Source organism: Ruegeria sp. CF3, from assembly GCF_056537365.1.
In genome coordinates, this window is sequence record NZ_JBQFRK010000009.1 from 125693 (window position 1) to 143111 (window position 17419).

Below are 17419 nucleotides of genomic sequence, written 5' to 3' on the forward strand. Positions count from 1 at the left end.
TTCAATGCTAGTCGGTGTCATAGCGGACGATTTTACCGGTGCGAGCGATATTGCAAACACATTGGCGAAGGGCGTTGAGCCGGAAGGTGGGTTGAGAACCGCGCAGTTTCCGGGAGTTCCGAACGCCCCGGCCCACGAAGAGATTGAAGCGGGTGTGATCTCGCTCAAGAGCCGCACGGCACCGGTCGAGGAAGCGGTTGCAGACAGTCTGAGTGCCCTGCGGTGGCTCGCGGACCAAGGATGCCAGCAGTTCATCTTCAAATATTGTTCGACATTCGATTCCACTAAAGAAGGAAACATCGGCCCCGTTGCGGAAGCGTTGGCTAATGAACTGAGTGCGCAAAAGGTGGTTTTCTGTCCGGCCTTTCCCAACACGGGGCGTACGGTTTATCAGGGCCATCTTTTTGTGCTCGGCAAGCCGTTGAACGAGTCCGGTATGGAAAACCACCCTCTTACTCCGATGACGGATGCCAACATCAGGCGTTGGTTGCAGCATCAGACCGAAGAAGCGGTTGGGTCGGTGCCAGTTGACACCGTGAAGCAAGGACCGGAGGCGATTGCTGATGCTTTGCAGAACGCAAACGAACGCTTTGTAATCGGTGATGCGATCTCGGACGAGGATTTACTGGCCTGGGGCGAGGCTCTGAAGGATGCCCAGCTCATTACCGGGGGATCCGGGATAGCATTGGGTCTACCCAGAAACTTCGTCAGAAGAGCGTCGTCCAAAAGAGGTGGTAGTGTGTTCACAGGTATCGCTGGGCCCGCCGCCATCCTTGCAGGATCATGTTCAGGTGCGACACGCGGACAGATCGATGTTCATGCGGAATCCAATCCGACGTTCGCCATCAATGTTCCGGGTGTCATGTCCGGGGATGTGACTAAGCAAACGCTTCTGGATTTCTTTGAAAAGCATTCAGGTGAAGCCCCCCTCGCTTACTCATCAGGAAGCCCGGAAGAGGTGCGCGCGATCCAAAGTCAATTCGGTCAGGAAGCTGTGGCGGAAAAGCTGGACAATCTCTTTGCTGAAGCTGCCCGGGAACTTGTCCAAACGGGTTATAAGCGCCTTGTCGTTGCCGGAGGGGAGACGTCGGGAGCTGTCGCCAAGGTCGTATCTGAGGCACTGGGGTCTCCTGCCATGTCAATTGGTCCAGAGATCGACCCGGGCGTACCTGTCCTGAGCGTCGGAAAAACTGAACCCATTGCGCTGGCTCTAAAATCTGGAAACTTTGGCGCTCCGGACTTTTTCGCGAAGGCCCTCAGAATGATGGAGGCCGGCAAATGAGTTCTGAAGACAAGGCATTACGACAGCAAATGTCAGAACTGTGTGCCTCACTGTTTGCACGTGGCTTTTCCGTTGGCACTGCGGGCAATGTCTCCGCGCGTTTACATGACGGGATCCTCATGACGCCAACGAATTGCACCTTGGGCGATATCGACCCCGAGCGCATCGCCAAGATTGATTTGGATGGCAACCACGTCTCGGGAGACAAGCCGACCAAAGAGGTTTTTCTGCATCAAGCCTTCTATGAGACGAGACCAGAAGCGGGCGCCGTGGTTCATCTGCATTCGACCTGGGCCACTGCACTGTCGTGTCTGGAAGACACCGATCCCAATGACTGTATTCCACCACTTACACCCTACGTGGTGATGCGCGTTGGCACGGTCAAACTGGTTTCATACGTCAAGCCGGGTGATCCGGAAGCCGGTGACTTGATCCGCGATCTGGGCGGCAAGTATAGTACTGTTCTGCTGGCCAATCACGGACCTGTCGTCTCGGGAAAGGATCTCTTCTCAGCGGTCTGTGCGGCAGAAGAGTTGGAAGAAACGGCTAAGCTGCTGGTGGCCTTGCGCGGCCTGCCAACCCGGATGTTGGATGCTGAACAAGTCGCAGAACTCAAAGAGACTTTCGGAAGGATGTAATCGGTCATGAAAACCGCTGACCTTATCGATCACCATGCGCCAGAGCTTACACTTGTCCACCTGCCGTTTCGGCAGTTCGGGATAAAGCGGTTCTTTGCGGCGCAAATTCAGACAGTGAAGTGCTTCGAAGATAACACGGAACTTAGGGCGCAACTGGAAACACCCGGTGAGGGGCGCGTTTTGGTTGTCGACGGCGGAGCATCAACGCGAATTGCAATCCTTGGCGATATGTTGACTGATCTTGCGATCAAAAATGGATGGGCGGGTCTTATCATGAACGCCGCAATTCGAGACAGTGCCGAAATCAATCAAATGGACACTCTGGTATTCGCATTAGCGACCAGCCCCGTCAAAAGCGCGAAACGTGGATGGGGGGTAATCGGGGAGCCGGTGACCTTCGGTGGGGTTAAATTCCATCCTGGTGATTGGGTTTACGGCGATGCGGACGGCGTGTTGCACAGCAAGAAGCGATTGATCTGATTTCGAGTTTTGCCAAGTTCTCACAGCATGGCGCTATTATAGTCACGGCAGCAGTTGCTGGCTGGCTTGTATCGCTTACGGGCATTCCACTGGGGTGGATGATCGGGTCAATGTTGGTGACCATCGCCGGGTCGTTGAAGCAGTTTCCTGTCAAACTACCGGGCCCTATGTTGGACCTGGTAAGAGCAACTGTAGGTGTGATGTTAGGAGCATCCTTTACGCACGAGTTGCTTTCTTCTTTTGGTGCCTGGTGGGTGTCGCTGGCCTTCTTACTGTTAGCCCTTGGAACAATGTACGTCCTGGGTTTCTACCTATTACGACGTATTTCGCGCTTTGATGCATTGACAGCTTCCCTATGCGCAATGCCGGGTGGCATTGCCGAAATGGTGTTGCTGTCCGAGCAAAAGGGTGCGGATCAGGCTCGTGTCGCTATCGTTCATGCGTTGCGCATTGCATTAGCAATTTTGCTGATTCCACTACTAATCAACCTAATTGCAGATTTCGAAGTCATTCCACCCGAAGCGCAAACACAGCTGGCTTCGATCACGTTCGCCGATTGGGTTTGGATCATCGGATGCATCGTTCTGGGAATGCTAGTACGGGGTAGGGTGAAGCTGCCGGCACCTATTGTGGTAGTGCCGATGTTATTCAGCGCGGCCGTTCACTTGCTGGGATGGACAGAGTTCGAGATCCCGGTTTCCGTGACCGCGTTGGTACAGGTTTTCATAGGCATTAATGTCGGTGCACGGTTTTCCGGTGTGCCCATCAAAGCACTGATCGCAGCTCTAGGTGCAGCGGCCATGGTTGTCGCTCTCCAGATTTCTGTGGCCTTCTCAGGCGCATTGGCTGTTGCGAACGTGTTGGAGACAGACCCGGTCGCACTTGTCTTAGCCTATTCACCTGGAGGCTTGGCGGAGATGTCAATCATAGCGGTGAGCGTTGGTCGCGATGTTGCGTTCGTCGGCGTGCATCATATTTTTAGGGTCTTGGCGGCGCTTGTTTTGGCACCTGTCCTGGTAGCGGCTTTCACAAAGCCTTCCCGACTTGGCAATTAAAATTGGCTGAATATGAATGATGAGGACACGAAAATTAATGTGTTTGTACTCTAGCCATGGTGAAAGTTCATTTCGCATTGCGATGTTCAAGAGAGGCATATGAGTTTGTGATCAGCGTCTCTTGGGGTTGGAGAAATCCAGGTTTCAGCAGATACCACGCCCGAGAAAACGAGCCGCGTGAGTCGGCCTGATGGATTTTGGCCTTATCTGACGCGAAGAGTTGGTTCTTCGTATTTGCTGGTAGTCAGGTAACGTTAGGTTGGGAGTACAATATGGAATTACCAACACTGACGTACGAAATGATAGCCGTATTGAGTCTATTGTCTTTTACGGTCTTACTTTTTGTTACCGAGATTATACGGATCGATGTCGCAGCAATTCTTGTAATGGTGCTGCTTGGCGCACTGAGCTATCTACCGGGGCTAGGTAATCTTGCCGATGTCTCCAGGCTCTTTGAGGGTTTTTCCTCGAACGCTGTGATGTCAATCATCGCAGTTATGGTAATTGGGGCTGGGCTTGATAAGACCGGACTTATGTCAAAGGTTGCGGCCTTGATCCTCAAGAATGGTGGCACGACAGAGGCCCGGATCATCCCAATCATATCAACAACGGTTGGTGTCATCAGCTCTTTCATGCAGAACGTTGGAGCTGCTGCGCTCTTTCTACCCGTTGTTAGCCGTATCTCAGCACGTACGGAAATCCCGATGAGTAGGTTGCTGATGCCCATGGGGTTTTGCGCGATTCTGGGTGGTACGATTACATTAGTCGGGTCGTCGCCCCTCATCCTGTTGAATGACCTGATTGTTTCAGCAAACTCATCCCTTCCGGCTGACCAACAAATGAAGACATTTGGGTTGTTTTCAGTCACGCCTATCGGTGTGATGCTGGTGCTGACAGGGGTGCTTTACTTTGTGCTCTTTGGTCGTTGGGTCCTCCCAGCGCAGCGAGAGCGCGGAGAAGACGCAAGCTCAGCTCGGTCCATGCAAACATACGTCGAAAATACCTATGGGCTTAGGGCCGATATGTTCGAGATACGTGTTCCTGAAGGCTCAATAATCATCGGGCAAACGCTCGCGGATCTAATGGTCGCCCATAACATGTACATTCTTGGTACATCCTATCGCGGCCACAAGGTCATCGCGCCGATGGCGGATACCAAGATCGAAGCCCCTGCGCGGCTCGCAGTGCTTGGCCTGCGTCGGGTGGTTGAGCATCAGTTTGCTGAGCCTTACGGATTAGAGATCCTACCCCAACTAGATGTCTTTGCGGATGATTTCGCCGCGACCCAATCGGGGGTGGCCGAGGTTGTTATTCCTCCCGGTTCTTCAGTGATCGGCCAGACTCCGATTGATTTGCGTCTCCGTCAGACACATGGTTTGTCTCTTTTGGCCATTCAGCGCGGAGAAGAAACACTGAGCCACGTTGAAACCGAGGATCATTCAGCCACGCATATCGGGCAAGTCCCTTTGCAGGCCGGTGATACGTGTGTGGTTCACGTGCAGTGGGACCGTCTGACACGACTGAAGTCGGACAGGGATTTTGTCGTCGTAACTTCGGATTTTCCCCAGGAAGAGTTACGGCCACACAAGGTCGGATGGGCGCTCGCCTTCTTCCTAATAGCGTTGAGCTTAATTCTATTCTCTGATCTGCGCTTGTCATTGTGCCTGTTGATCGGCGCTATTGGGATGGTGTTGAGCCGGGTGCTCTCGATTGACGAAGCCTACGAGTCGATAAGTTGGAGTACTGTTTTTCTACTCGCTTCACTGATCCCGCTAGGTCAGGCGGTTCAGAACACTGGCACTGCGGATTGGATTGCAGCGCATGTGTTGGCCCTTCTGAAGGGCTGGCCGATCTGGTCGTTGCAAGCAGGAATCGCCGTTTTGGCAACGGCGTTCACGCTGGTCATGTCGAACGTAGGTGCAACTGTTCTGCTGGTGCCGCTGGCGGTTTCTATCGCCATTTCGGCGGGTGGTAACCCGGCTGTATTTGCTCTCACCGTGGCAATTTCAACGTCCAACTCATTTTTGATCCCAACACATCAGGTGAACGCGTTGATCATGGGCCCAGCAGGCTACCGGGTGGTGGATTTCGTTCGCTCCGGTGGAATTATGACTCTCCTTTTCTTGGTTGTCTCAATGACCGGGCTTGCGATTTTTTTCTGAGCCGCCTCTCAGCGATCCATACAGAAGAACTCGCAATATATGGTTTTTGAGACCAAATTTTTTTGGCGCGGATTCAAAACGTCTGCAAAAAGGGCCTCCTCCGCGAGGGACCGAAGCAATGTGTCCAATTCAACCAAACCTGAAGTCGGTATACGCTGGAACTGGACCGTTCTTGTTTTATCGATCACTGTTATTGGACCAAGACCGTCGGCCTTTTTGGAGAGTTCACGATGAAGTTCCTTCGTACACCGGACCATCGGTTTGACGGGCTGCCAGATTTCAACTTTGGCCCGAACTATCTTGATGTGGATGACACCGAGGGAAGTCTTCTCCGACTGCATTATTTGGACGAGGGACCGGCCCATGCATCACCAGTATTGTTGATGCATGGAGAGCCAACCTGGTGCTTCCTTTACCGGCGCATGATTCCGTTATTCAAGGGCGCGGGCCATCGAGTTCTGGCTCCTGATTTGATTGGGTTTGGAAGGTCGGATAAACCAACAGAGCGATCCGACTACACCTACCAACGCCATGTAGACTGGATGTCCGAGTGGTTGCGGAAGGTTGACCTGACGGGCATCACGTTGGTTTGCCAGGACTGGGGTGGTCTAATAGGCCTGCGGTTGGTAGCGAGTATGCCCGAGCGGTTCTCGCGCGTAGTTGTGGCAAACACGGCCTTGCCCACCGGTGACGCACCCTTGAGTGAGGCATTTCTTTCATGGCGGGAATACTCGCAGTCCGTGCCTGAATTTAATTCGGGACGCATTGTATTCGGCGGCACATCATCCAAGATTTCCGATGAAGAAGTCGCAGCATACAACGCACCGTTCCCAGATGCGCGCTATCTGGCAGGCGCTCGAGAGTTTCCAGTGTTGGTGCCCGACTCGCCCGACAATCCAGCTTCAGAAGCCAACCGAGCCTCATGGAAAACCTTCAAGACCCTCAACACTCCGTTTCTGACTGTTTTTGGAGAAGATGACAGGGTCATGGCGGGCGTAGACAAACTGTTCCAACAGTCGATCCCTGGGGCAGTTGGTCAAAATCATATCCTTGTGCCTAGAGCGGGGCATTTCATCCAAGAAGATGCTGGCACTGAGCCAGCACATGCGACTTTGAAATTCATTGAGCAGACATAGCAGCTATCAGATTAGTGTCTTCCCCTGCGGCCTCAACTCGCACCAAATTTGCGACGCAAATGCTCAGCTAAGGCTGTTATGCGACGTGGTTGGGCCCGGCTCGGTGGAAACATCATTTGCAAAGGTTTCGGCGGTGGGAGGAAGTCGCGCAAGACAGCAACAAGTCTGCCAGATCGAACATCGTCGCCCACATCCAGCTCGGACTTCAATACGACCCCATGGCCTGCAATCGCCCAATCGCGGATGAGTGAACCATCATTGACTATTCGATTTCCCTTTACCGATACGCGCTGGGCATTTGGTCCTGATCCAAACTCCCAAACGTTGTCGATCATGTCGCCAAACCTCATGACCAAGCAGTTGTGGATTAACAGATCTTCTGGTTTTTCAGGCGTTCCGAATGAGGCTAGGTAACCTGGGGACGCACATACGAACCGTTGGTAGCTTCCTAGATTTCGCAACCTGAGCGAACTGTCTGTAATGTTGCCGTAGCGAACGGCGAGGTCGAAACCCTGGCCAACAAGGTCGACATAACCGTCTGAGAGGGACAGCTCGATTGAGACGGCAGGGTTCTCTTCGGTGAATTCGGCAATAACCTTGGAGACAATGCTCCGTCCCAAGTCAATCGGAGCGCTTATGCGAATTGGACCAGACAGAGTTTCGGCGCCGTGCCGAACAAGTGTATCCAGCTCCGCAACCTCACTGAGGACGTTTCTTGCCCCATTGGCTAGTACTCGTCCTTCTTCGGTCAGCCTAATGGAACGGGTGGTACGGTTGAACAAAACCACACCGTAATGTGCCTCTAGAGCCGCGAGCCGCTCGGACACTGTCGTGCTCGACATCCCTGTCTCGCGCGCTGCGGCCACAAGACTGCCTTTCTCGGCTATGGTTAGAAACAAACGAAGATTGTCCAAAAGCATTAAACGGAATTTCCGGATTATATGTTCGATCTTGCCCTGTTTATCCCGAAAGGGCTGCGGCGTAAATCTTGCGCATCGCTCAAGAACACAAGGGATTTATTCCAATGGCCAAGCTGACAATCGTCGCCAACATCAAAGCCAACCCCGACAAGATCGACCTCGTAAAGGCCGAGCTTATCAAGCTCATCGATATAACCCGTTCCGAAGAGGGTTGCATTAACTACGACCTGCATCAGGACAACGACAACCCGGCTCATTTTGTGTTCTACGAAAATTGGGAAAGCCGAGAGCTTTGGCAAACCCACATGGGTGCACAGCACCTTGCGGCCTACCTGGAAGCAACCGAAGGCGCCGTAGCGGAGTTCACGTTGAATGAAATGACTGTCATCGGTTGATACAGAGCCAAACAAAGGAGCACGTTATGAAAGCCGTGGGATATCGTGAGACAGGGTCGATTGATCGGGCGGACGCCTTAATCGATTTCGAGGCCGACAAACCAACACCGAAAGGTCACGACTTGTTGGTGAAGGTGCAGGCAGTTTCAGTGAACCCAGTCGATACGAAAATTCGGCAAAAACGTGCTCCTGAAGGTCCTGAACCTGATATTCTAGGGTGGGACGCAGTTGGGACCGTCCAAGCCGTTGGCGAAGCGGTTGAGACTTTCAGTCCGGGAGATCTAGTGTGGTACGCTGGGGCAATCAACCGACCGGGAACCAACGCTGAATATCATCTGGTGGATGAACGTATTGTCGGAGCCGCGCCAGTATCCATACCAGCGACAGCGGCTGCGGCGATGCCGCTAACGACGCTTACTGCTTTTGAGATGCTGTTCGACCGCTTGCGGGTTCAAGATGCCGTTTCCGGCGGGACCAATACGTTGCTGGTTATTGGTGGCGCAGGCGGTGTCGGGTCTATCACCATTCAATTGGCACGGGCTCTCACTGAATTGACAGTGATAGCGACGGCGTCCCGACCCGAGACACAAGACTGGGTTAGAGAGCTGGGCGCACACCATGTCATCAACCATGCGGAATCTTTTAGCGCACAACTCGATGCTCTCGGTATCGACAGCGTGGATTTCATCTATTCGACAAACCATTCCCAGCTCTATGCGTCCCAAGCTGGCGAGGTGATGACACCTCAAGGGCGCTTTGGGTTGATCGATGATCCTGAGACCTTCGACATCGCGCCGTTCAAACCCAAATCGATCTCATTGCATTGGGAGTTCATGTACACTCGGTCGCTTTTTGGGACTGGAGATATGAATCGTCAAAGCGAAATCCTGAATCAGGTCGCCGGGTTGATAGATGATGGAAAGATCAGATCCACAGCGACCGATACACTCGGTAGGATCAATGCTACAAACTTAATGAAAGCGCATGCTATCCTCGAAAGCGGCAAGGCCAAAGGTAAGCTCGTGCTTGAGGGTTTTTAGATGAGAATTGTGCGGCTAGATCATGTGAATATCGTGACCACAAGGTTGCCTGAGATGGTTACTTGGTATGAAGAGGTCCTGGGTTTGAAACTCGGGGCCCGCCCTGATTTTCCGTTCCCCGGAGCTTGGTTGTATGCGGGTGATCACGCGGTGGTTCACCTTGTGGGGCACGAAGGAACACCTAACGTTGGCTCCGAAGTGAGGCTCAAGCTCGAGCATTTTGCGCTCTCAGCCACGGGGTTGAGCGCATTCGAAGAAAAACTGATCTCGAGTCAGATCCAGTATCGCAAAACTGAAGTCCCTGGGACTCGAATGATCCAAATCCATGTGGCCGATCCAGATGGGAATCATATTCATATTGACTTCGATGACACCGAGTAATTGGCCAACTCTCGAAATAGTCGGAGCACAAAATCAGGCTCGCAACTTCTTGTCGATTAGTGATTGAGGTTCTTGCCTGGTTGCTCCCCGGAATTGCGTGGGCCAACATTTTTGGGTGGTACAAACGTCGATTTGGAGATCAGCATGCCGGACCTCGGAACAAACAAGAAAAACGTCATCACTTTCTACGAAATGATGTTCAACGAGTGTCGACCTGCCGAGGCCATAGCAACCTTTGTTGGTGAAACCTATACGCAGCACAACCCGCATGTTGGCGACGGAAAGCAAGCCTTTGTTGAGTACTTCGAGCGCATGGCCGCCGAATACCCGGGAAAGCGTGTGGACATCAAACGTGCGTTCGCTGAAGGCGATCACGTTATTCTGCATTGCCATCAAATCTGGCCTGATGGTCTCGAGTACGCAGGGATCGATATTTTTCGCCTGGATGTCGATGGGAAGGTTGTCGAACACTGGGACGTTCTTCAGTGTCTGAGGTCAGCGCCCATGGGACAGTTTAGGTCGATTTGATAAGAGAGGGTTTCTGGCTTGTTTGGTTTTAGTTGTCATGTTCGACCTCTAATTTGCCAGGTCGTCCTGAAAAAAACGCCCTTGCTTGGCCGGGTCGTCCCAGCGGGCAGATCAAACTTGACTAAATGTGCAAGTGATTACGGTCAAGGGTGTGCGGCGTCGTTGTGTAATGAAAAGCATGTGTTCGCGCCTAGGGCAACATTGTCCGCAATGCTGCCGCGAGGGGTATGTGCAGAGAAAGTCTGCGCCGAGCGCAGATTGAGCAATGGTGCGAGCAAAACCGACGGCGGCTATACAACTTGACCTATCGTTCATAGTGTAAATGCATGAGCCGAATTCGAAACGCCCAACCCTCTGATGCAATTCGATGCTTTGAGATCGAGACTGATGCCTATGAAGGCGACGAAGCGGCTACCCTCGAAAAGATAGCAAAGAGAATCGAGGTCTATCCCGATGGTTTCCTCATTCTTGAAATCGAAGGCGAGATCGTCGACTTTGTGAATTGCGGATGTGCATACGACGTCGAAATGTCTGATGAGGAATTCAAAGAGCTTATAGGGCATGACCCCGACGCGCCAAATGTCGTTATTATGTCTGTCGTCGTGGATCCGGAGCATCAAGGAAAAGGCCTATCGCGGGCATTGATGACTGAATTCGTCGGCCGCATGAGAAAAATGGGCAAATCCGCGATCTACCTTATGTGCAAAGAGCATCACGTCCCGCTTTACCAGAGATTTGGGTACAACTATCTTCGCCCATCAATCTCTGATCATGGAGGAATGACTTGGCACGAAATGTCTATGCAACTTTGAACCGTTGTTTGGTTGCGCCACGGTGAGTGGACATTCAAGGCCGACCGAGCCGCGCTACATTGAAAGGGATCTGCCGCGACCTCGCAATTGAGTTATGTTGTTCGGTTTTGGGTTGAATTATACCAGTCAGAATGCACTTTTGATTGAGTTTTGACGCGTTAAAGTTGATCGAATTATGCTATAACAATCGAAGTTTGAGCGTGTATAGTGAACCGTGCAAACTTATGGGCAAATCGTGCAAACTTATGCGCAAATGCTGCGCAAAATTATGGGCGAAGACCCCCATATTTTCTGAATAAAATCAATGTTAGGAATTCAGCGTTATGCGCGCACCTACAGCGGTTTGTAGGGACGCGCACAAACCTTCACGCACCCCATAAGTTTGCACGTTTTGCCCATAAGTTTGCACTGTTTCACGATAATAGTGCAGAGGGGAGCAAGTAGATCGCCTTATGCGGGTGTCGAGGGATAGATTTCAGTGTCTCAAGGATTGAACACCTGATCGCGATGTCTGATCAGGTCCTCCTTGTGCCCAGCAGTTAGACCAGAGATCCGCTTGGTATTTCCGGACAACAAGCTCATTGCCTGCGCGGACACTTAACTCGAAAACTTAGGTGACCCGTCGTCCTTGAAAGTGACAAGTCCGCTGTCGAATGCTGCGTCCCATAATGCCGTCAGCAAAATTCCATTGTGGACGTCCAACCGCTCAGCATCAGTCTCGCAATCTTTCCACGGCTTAATGTGTGAGGCTCTAAGGAGTTCAGTGTCAGAAATGTCCGAAATCGGGCAGCGACACCGCCAATAAAAGATCAATCGATTTCTGAAAATATCCTGACCATGTGTTGCTTGACCAACTGCTCCGCTTCAGTTTTCTACGGCAAACCATCGGTTGCAGCCTGAGATTCCTCCAGAGGGCAGTCTGGCAGTCTCACGGACAGCTCGTAGATACGTGTTGGCACCAGATACAGCCCGGACATCTGTGCGGCGTTGAGGGAACCTATGGGAAACTGCACGAAACTCGTTCAACTCATTAAGTTAGGTCAGTTGGGCGAATTGATTGCTCCAGGTTGTGAGTTGCTTGAAGTCTTCCGGCATCTTGTTTCGGAAGGTGCGCGGCAGGTACTCAAAGCTCTTTGAACCGCACCGAATACGGCTTTGTCTCGCCAACTTTGAGTTCCTCCGCAGCCAATTTGTTTTGCTCTCGACGTAAGCGTGGTTTGGTGAAGTCGCATTGCGGCACGGACTTCTTCGTTGAATAGCGAATTAAGGCTGCGATCAGCTAATTGGGATTGCTACGGAGAATATTTAGAACCTTCCATCGTAGTGTCGATAAAGGACTATACTCCCTGCCAGGCGCGCTTCGGGCGCGCGCCGAAACTTCTAACATTCAAGCAACGAAGGACAACGGCCTCTGTCCAAAAGCCACGTCAGCAGCGAATTCCAGAGAAGACAGAAGCAAAGATCCATTTTCTATGTCCAAACGTACAATACTTGAATAACGGAGGTATCGTGCAGGTCGTTTGGTTCAAACGGGATTTACGGGTGAATGATCATCCGGCACTAGCGCAAGCGTCTGAGGTTGGGCCAGTTCTGCCGCTCTATGTGGTTGAACCCGACCTGTGGCGGCAACCTGACGCGTCAACACGGCAGTGGAACTTTGTTGCTGAGACAATCGCTGAGCTGCGAGAAGACCTAGGGAAACTGGGCCAGCCACTCATTGTGCGCATCGGACAAATTGTGGCGGTCCTTTCCGAGTTAAAAGACCGAGGTCTAATAGACGCTCTTTGGTCACATGAGGAAACAGGAAATAATTGGACGTATCAGCGGGATCGGCAGGTCGCTGCATGGTGCAAGGATCTTGGCGTACGGTGGCACGAAGTCCAAAACCATGGCGTTTTTCGCAGGCTCAAGTCTCGCGACGGCTGGGCAGAACATTGGGATAGCTTTATGGCTCTGCCCGTTGTTTCACCAGTTGCGCTAAAGCGTATCGATATAGAGCCAGGGTATATTCCCACGGCGCGCGACCTCGGCTTGCGGGATGATCTGTGCGTTGGTCGTCAAGCCGGTGGACGAGCTGAGGGTCTGGAACGGCTGAACAGCTTTCTGACCTACCGAGGCAAAAGATACCAACGCGAGATGTCAAGCCCATTGGAGGGAGCCGTTGCGTGTTCGCGGCTGTCGCCCCACCTGGCTTGGGGCGCGCTTTCGATGCGCGAGGTTACACAAGCGACTGAAAAGCAAAGACGCAGATTGCCGCCGCAAGCAAAGGATTGGCGCAAATCGCTGCGATCATTTTCAGGCCGATTGCATTGGCATTGCCATTTCATTCAGAAACTTGAGGATGAACCTCGAATTGAGTTTGAAAATCTGCACAGGCTCTACGACGGGCTTCGACCAAAAACACCAGATGGCGCGCTCTTGGCCGCATGGTCCAAAGGCGAAACGGGATATCCGTTTTTGGACGCGTGCATGCGGTCATTGCAAGCGACGGGGTGGCTCAACTTTCGGATGCGCGCAATGGTGATGGCCACGGCGAGTTATCATCTCTGGCTGGATTGGCGGGCCTCGGGTGAGCATTTGGCGCGCATGTTTACTGACTACGAGCCGGGCATTCACTGGAACCAGGTGCAGATGCAATCAGGTACGACCGGCATCAATACTGTGCGCATCTATAATCCGGTTAAGCAGGGCTATGATCAGGATCCAGAAGGGGTGTTCATTCGGACATGGTTGCCGGAACTGGCCCATATTTCGGATCGGTACATCCACGAACCCTGGAAAGCCCAAGATGGGAAACAAATCATCGGAGTGCATTATCCAGAGCGTATTTTTGACCATCTCGCAGCAGCCAAAGCCGCGCGCGAGCGGGTGTGGGGTGTCCGCCGAAGTGCGGCGTTTCGCTCGGAAGCGCGCGACATCGCGACAAAACACGCGAGCCGAAAGACCAGGCGGACTGCTCGCAAAGATGCGCGGTCGTCTCAGGATCAAGAGCAACTCGGCCTGCCTTTGGGGGACAAATGACGAGGATGCGGAAGAAAACCGATTTGCCCCAGAAAATCTGCCCGATCTGCACGCGCCCGTTCACCTGGCGCAAGAAATGGGAAAACGTTTGGGATCAAGTGAAATACTGCTCAAAAAAATGCAGGTCGGCCGCATGACCGAGATTTTTCCAGAACTTGCGGAAGCGAAAGAGACGATCAGTTTCAAGCCCACACGAACCAATGGCCTTAAAAGACTGAAGCAGTTCGTTGGACGCGCCGGTCGGCATTATGCAGGTAAGCGGAACTACGATTTTGGGACCGATCAACGCAGCAATGTATCGGGTTTGTCACCTTGGGTGCGCCACCGTTTGATAACGGAACAAGAGGTACTGGCAACTGTACTAGCGTCACATAATCCCGACGCGGCGGAGAAATTCGTTCAAGAAGTGTTCTGGCGCACTTACTTCAAGGGCTGGCTGGAACAGAGGCCCAGCGTCTGGGCACATTATCAACGGGATCTGTTGAGCGCTTTAGAGCAACTAAAATTCGATCAGGGCTTAGAGATCCGTTTCAACGATGCAGTGAACGGCAATACCGGCATCGACTGTTTCGATCATTGGGCGCGGGAACTGGTGACGACCGGTTACCTCCACAACCATGCGCGCATGTGGTTTGCATCAATTTGGATTTTTACGCTCCACATACCCTGGCATCTTGGCGCGGATTTCTTTTTGCGGCATTTGCTGGATGGCGATCCCGCGTCGAATACGCTGAGCTGGCGGTGGGTTGGCGGATTGCACACGAAAGGCAAAACCTACCTCGCGCGACCTGATAATATTGCCAAATACACGGAAGGACGGTTTAAACCGAGAGGTCTGGCTAATTTTGCAGAGCCGTTGACCGAGCCGGTAGATCACCCGCTCATTCCCCTTTCAAGTTCGCACATGTTCCCGGACAGCCCTTATCTGTTGCTGTTGACGGAGGATGATCTGTCAGGTGACTGCTTAATGCCGACATCGCCTGCTGCCGTGATTGGACTTTTGGCGACGCATGGACGGTCTCCAAAGCCGATGGGAAACGCCGTAACGGACTTTGCCAAGGGGGCGATCAACAGCGCGCTTGAGCCTCACGGAAAGCTCGCGAAATCAGGCGCGGATTGGTGTGGTCCGTTGATCGAGGCAGCACGGAATGCGGGTGTCACGACCATTGCAACAGCCTATGCGCCTGTCGGCCCTACTCGGTCACGCCTGGATCGTGCAGAACCTGTATTGAGAGACGCAGGCTTGTCTTTGCACAGGATAATGCGACCGTACGACGCTATGACATGGCCTCATGCAAAGGCCGGATTCTTCGGCCTTCGAAAGAAAATCCCACCGCTCTTAGGCCAATTGAATCTGCTCAGCCAACAAAGACCATAACCCGTGTCCACTGCTACTCTTCTACTTCCCAATCAATTGTTTGCACAGCACCCGGGTCTGGCCGCCCGGCCAGACATTGTTGTGCTTTTCGAAGACCCGCTTTTCTTCGGTGATGCGTATTATCCGGCCACGATGCACAAGCAAAAGCTTTGGCTGCACCGCGCCTCAATGGCGCGCTATAGAGATGGCTTAGTCGCCAAGGGCTTTGATGCCGCGATATGGCCCTTTGAGCGGCAGCCGGGCGCATGTCTTCGATTGTTTCAAAGTCTGCGTGATCGCGGTGTAAGCCAAATGATCATGGCTGACCCAGTTGACTTCATCGCAAAAAGACGTTTACGGGCGGCAGCTAGCAGTACCGAAATCACGCTCGATATACAGCCATCGCCTGGCTTTCTGAATACGCGGGACCACAATCTAGATTGGTTTGCCGGTCGAAAACGATGGCTCATGGCGGATTTCTACAAAAGCCAACGCTGCCGCTTGAACGTGTTGATGGACAGCGGTCAACCGACGGGGGGACAGTGGAGCTTTGACGAGGAAAACCGCAAGAAAGTGCCCAATGCGCTGTTAGGCAGCCTGCCCTGGATCGATTGGCCTTCCCATGACGCAGTTGATGAAGCCGCAAAAGCAAGCGTTCTTGCTGATTTTCCAGAAGCATTGGGCAGCCTGGATACGTTGTATTATCCGACATCACACAAAGCTGCGTCCGACTGGCTGGCGCAGTTTCTGGAACGGCGGTTCGAACGTTTTGGCGACTATGAAGATGCCATTGTTGAGGGCGAAAACTGGCTATGGCACGCCGTTCTCACGCCAGCATTGAACATAGGATTGTTGACGCCAAAACAAGTTTTGGATGCTGCCCTGGCGCATGCGGATCGCAAGGGTATTCCCCTGAATTCGGTAGAAGGTTTTATCCGTCAGATCATTGGCTGGCGCGAGTTTATGCGCGCGACCTATGAGAGCCTGGGTGTGCCGATGCGCACTACAAATCATTGGGGCCATCACCGCCCAATGCCCCGCGCTTTCTACGACGGAACCACTGGTATTGATCCGCTGGACGACACGATCAAAAGGGTGCTCAAGACAGGGTATTGTCATCATATTGAACGCCTCATGGTTTTGGGCGGATTTATGTTTCTGTGCGAAATTGATCCGGATCATGTCTATCGCTGGTTTATGGAAATGTTCGTCGATAGCTATGATTGGGTTATGGTTCCCAATGCCTACGCGATGAGCCAGCATGCCGATGGCGGGTTGATCACCACCAAACCGTACTTTTCGGGTTCAAACTATGTTCGCAAAATGAGCCATTGGGGAAAGGGGCCTTGGACCGACATTTGGGACGGGCTTTATTGGCGCTTTATTCTGAAACACAGCGATAGACTGACTGGCAATCCCCGATGGGCGATGATGTGCCGTACGGCTGGGCGAATGTCACCAGAGGTCAAAAGCAAGCACTTGAAGACGGCTGAAGCTTTTTTGCGACGGATGACATAAGCATCAACACTATGGTGGCGCATCACAGATATTGAGGTCACATACCGTGATCAGCTTTGGGACTGGCTGAGCACGCATTTAATACATACTTCTTCAATATCGTGTTTGATTGGTTGCACGTGAAACTCGCCGATCAAAGTGCCTTGTGTCTGCACATCTCCAAAACTGCAAAGTCCAACTGTGAAGGTCCGCTTTGGGCTGATAGCCAGCATAGCCAAGTAGGGTGTACGGCAGAAGCTTTGTTCCAAAGCCTCCGTTTCGCAACCCGGAGTTATGCACGCGCGTTCGTTAGCTGGGAACGTCCGCAGGCGCCAGGATCGTCATTCCCACTCGACCTGCCACAGCCATGATCGCCGGAATGTCTGGTGGTCCATCTGGCGCCGGAATATCAGTCGTGCCGTCAGGCATTGCTTCACCGGCTTCGGTAAAAAAAGTGTCGTGCATCGCGCCGGGGGCGTTAATGCAAAGTAGCCGGCCAGGCCGCTCTCCGGTGCATGTAAAGGCGTGCACTCTGCCGTCCGGAACCTTAACGAAGTCACCACATTTGACGTTGACTGTCTCGCCATTCAAAAAGAACTCGAATTCACCATCGAGCACATAAAAGCTCTCATCTTCGCCAGCGTGATGATTAGGCGGCGCACCGGCACCAGGCGCCGTCTTTATCTCAATGATAGTACAACGATCTCCGGTCTCA

18 protein-coding genes are annotated in these 17419 nt (G+C 52.6%); 15 read left to right on the top strand and 3 right to left on the bottom strand.

Features of this window, described 5'->3' with window-relative positions; all coding sequences use genetic code 11:
* The first annotated feature begins 4 nt into the window (after positions 1-4).
* The 6 genes from otnK to ACR0KC_RS21365 all read left to right on the top strand — a co-directional run bounded on the left by otnK (position 5) and on the right by ACR0KC_RS21365 (position 6753).
* The gene (otnK, locus tag ACR0KC_RS21340) at positions 5-1282 is read left to right on the top strand and encodes a 3-oxo-tetronate kinase (protein WP_480707728.1); all 1278 of its coding nucleotides are present in this window, start codon (positions 5-7) and stop codon (positions 1280-1282) included.
* Positions 1279-1920 carry a 3-oxo-tetronate 4-phosphate decarboxylase gene (gene otnC, locus ACR0KC_RS21345; protein ID WP_480707726.1) on the top strand — a complete coding sequence of 214 codons (642 nt, stop codon included), beginning with the start codon at positions 1279-1281 and terminating at the stop codon, positions 1918-1920. The genes otnK and otnC overlap by 4 nt, the downstream gene beginning before the upstream one ends.
* A 6-nt stretch (positions 1921-1926) precedes the next feature.
* Positions 1927-2400 (top strand): ribonuclease E activity regulator RraA, encoded by a 474-nt coding sequence (gene rraA / locus ACR0KC_RS21350; protein WP_480707725.1) that lies wholly within the window; start codon positions 1927-1929, stop codon positions 2398-2400.
* A complete protein-coding gene (locus tag ACR0KC_RS21355) occupies positions 2346-3455 on the top strand; it encodes an AbrB family transcriptional regulator (protein WP_480772349.1) in 1110 nt (369 codons plus the stop codon). Before rraA ends, ACR0KC_RS21355 begins: the two co-directional genes overlap by 55 nt.
* Before the next feature lie 272 nt (positions 3456-3727).
* On the top strand, positions 3728-5617 hold the full coding sequence (locus ACR0KC_RS21360) for an SLC13 family permease (protein WP_480772352.1): 1890 nt from the start codon (positions 3728-3730) through the stop codon (positions 5615-5617).
* 230 nt (positions 5618-5847) lie between these two features.
* The gene (locus tag ACR0KC_RS21365) at positions 5848-6753 is read left to right on the top strand and encodes a haloalkane dehalogenase (protein ID WP_480772348.1); all 906 of its coding nucleotides are present in this window, start codon (positions 5848-5850) and stop codon (positions 6751-6753) included.
* A gap of 32 nt (positions 6754-6785) precedes the next feature.
* On the opposite strand, the gene ACR0KC_RS21370 is transcribed toward ACR0KC_RS21365, so the two are convergent.
* A complete protein-coding gene (locus tag ACR0KC_RS21370) occupies positions 6786-7673 on the bottom strand; it encodes a LysR family transcriptional regulator (RefSeq protein ID WP_480707719.1) in 888 nt (295 codons plus the stop codon).
* 104 nt (positions 7674-7777) lie between these two features.
* Between ACR0KC_RS21370 and ACR0KC_RS21375 the strand changes: the two genes are divergently transcribed.
* The 5 genes from ACR0KC_RS21375 (at position 7778) to ACR0KC_RS21395 (ending at position 10829) form a co-directional block, all read left to right on the top strand.
* Positions 7778-8068: a putative quinol monooxygenase gene (locus ACR0KC_RS21375; protein ID WP_170797705.1), complete on the top strand. Its 291-nt coding sequence runs from the start codon at positions 7778-7780 to the stop codon at positions 8066-8068.
* A gap of 26 nt (positions 8069-8094) precedes the next feature.
* Entirely contained in the window at positions 8095-9108 is a 1014-nt protein-coding gene (locus ACR0KC_RS21380) for a zinc-binding alcohol dehydrogenase family protein (protein ID WP_480772347.1), read from the top strand.
* Entirely contained in the window at positions 9109-9489 is a 381-nt protein-coding gene (locus ACR0KC_RS21385; protein WP_480707716.1) for a VOC family protein, read from the top strand.
* Positions 9490-9633: 144 nt separating this feature from the next.
* Entirely contained in the window at positions 9634-10017 is a 384-nt protein-coding gene (locus ACR0KC_RS21390) for a nuclear transport factor 2 family protein (RefSeq protein ID WP_480707714.1), read from the top strand.
* 326 nt (positions 10018-10343) lie between these two features.
* Positions 10344-10829, top strand: a complete 486-nt coding sequence (locus tag ACR0KC_RS21395) for a GNAT family N-acetyltransferase (RefSeq protein ID WP_480772346.1) — start codon at positions 10344-10346, stop codon at positions 10827-10829.
* Positions 10830-11426: 597 nt separating this feature from the next.
* Here the strand turns inward: ACR0KC_RS21395 and ACR0KC_RS21400 are convergent.
* A complete protein-coding gene (locus ACR0KC_RS21400; RefSeq protein ID WP_480707751.1) occupies positions 11427-11642 on the bottom strand; it encodes an HNH endonuclease in 216 nt (71 codons plus the stop codon).
* A gap of 696 nt (positions 11643-12338) precedes the next feature.
* Here ACR0KC_RS21400 and ACR0KC_RS21405 point away from each other — a divergent pair.
* Genes ACR0KC_RS21405 through ACR0KC_RS21420 form a run of 4 tightly spaced genes read left to right on the top strand, consistent with a single transcriptional unit; the run spans position 12339 to position 16725 of the window.
* A complete protein-coding gene (locus tag ACR0KC_RS21405) occupies positions 12339-13850 on the top strand; it encodes an FAD-binding domain-containing protein (protein WP_480772345.1) in 1512 nt (503 codons plus the stop codon).
* 5 nt (positions 13851-13855) lie between these two features.
* On the top strand, positions 13856-13987 hold the full coding sequence (locus ACR0KC_RS21410) for a DUF2256 domain-containing protein (RefSeq protein WP_480796372.1): 132 nt from the start codon (positions 13856-13858) through the stop codon (positions 13985-13987).
* Positions 13984-15228, top strand: a complete 1245-nt coding sequence (locus ACR0KC_RS21415) for an FAD-binding domain-containing protein (RefSeq protein WP_480772351.1) — start codon at positions 13984-13986, stop codon at positions 15226-15228. The genes ACR0KC_RS21410 and ACR0KC_RS21415 overlap by 4 nt, the downstream gene beginning before the upstream one ends.
* A 3-nt stretch (positions 15229-15231) precedes the next feature.
* On the top strand, positions 15232-16725 hold the full coding sequence (locus ACR0KC_RS21420) for a cryptochrome/photolyase family protein (protein ID WP_480772344.1): 1494 nt from the start codon (positions 15232-15234) through the stop codon (positions 16723-16725).
* Between the two features lie 288 nt (positions 16726-17013).
* Here ACR0KC_RS21420 and ACR0KC_RS21425 read toward each other — a convergent pair.
* The coding region (locus tag ACR0KC_RS21425) for a cupin domain-containing protein (protein ID WP_480796373.1) at positions 17014-17419 on the bottom strand (406 nt) is incomplete at its 5' end.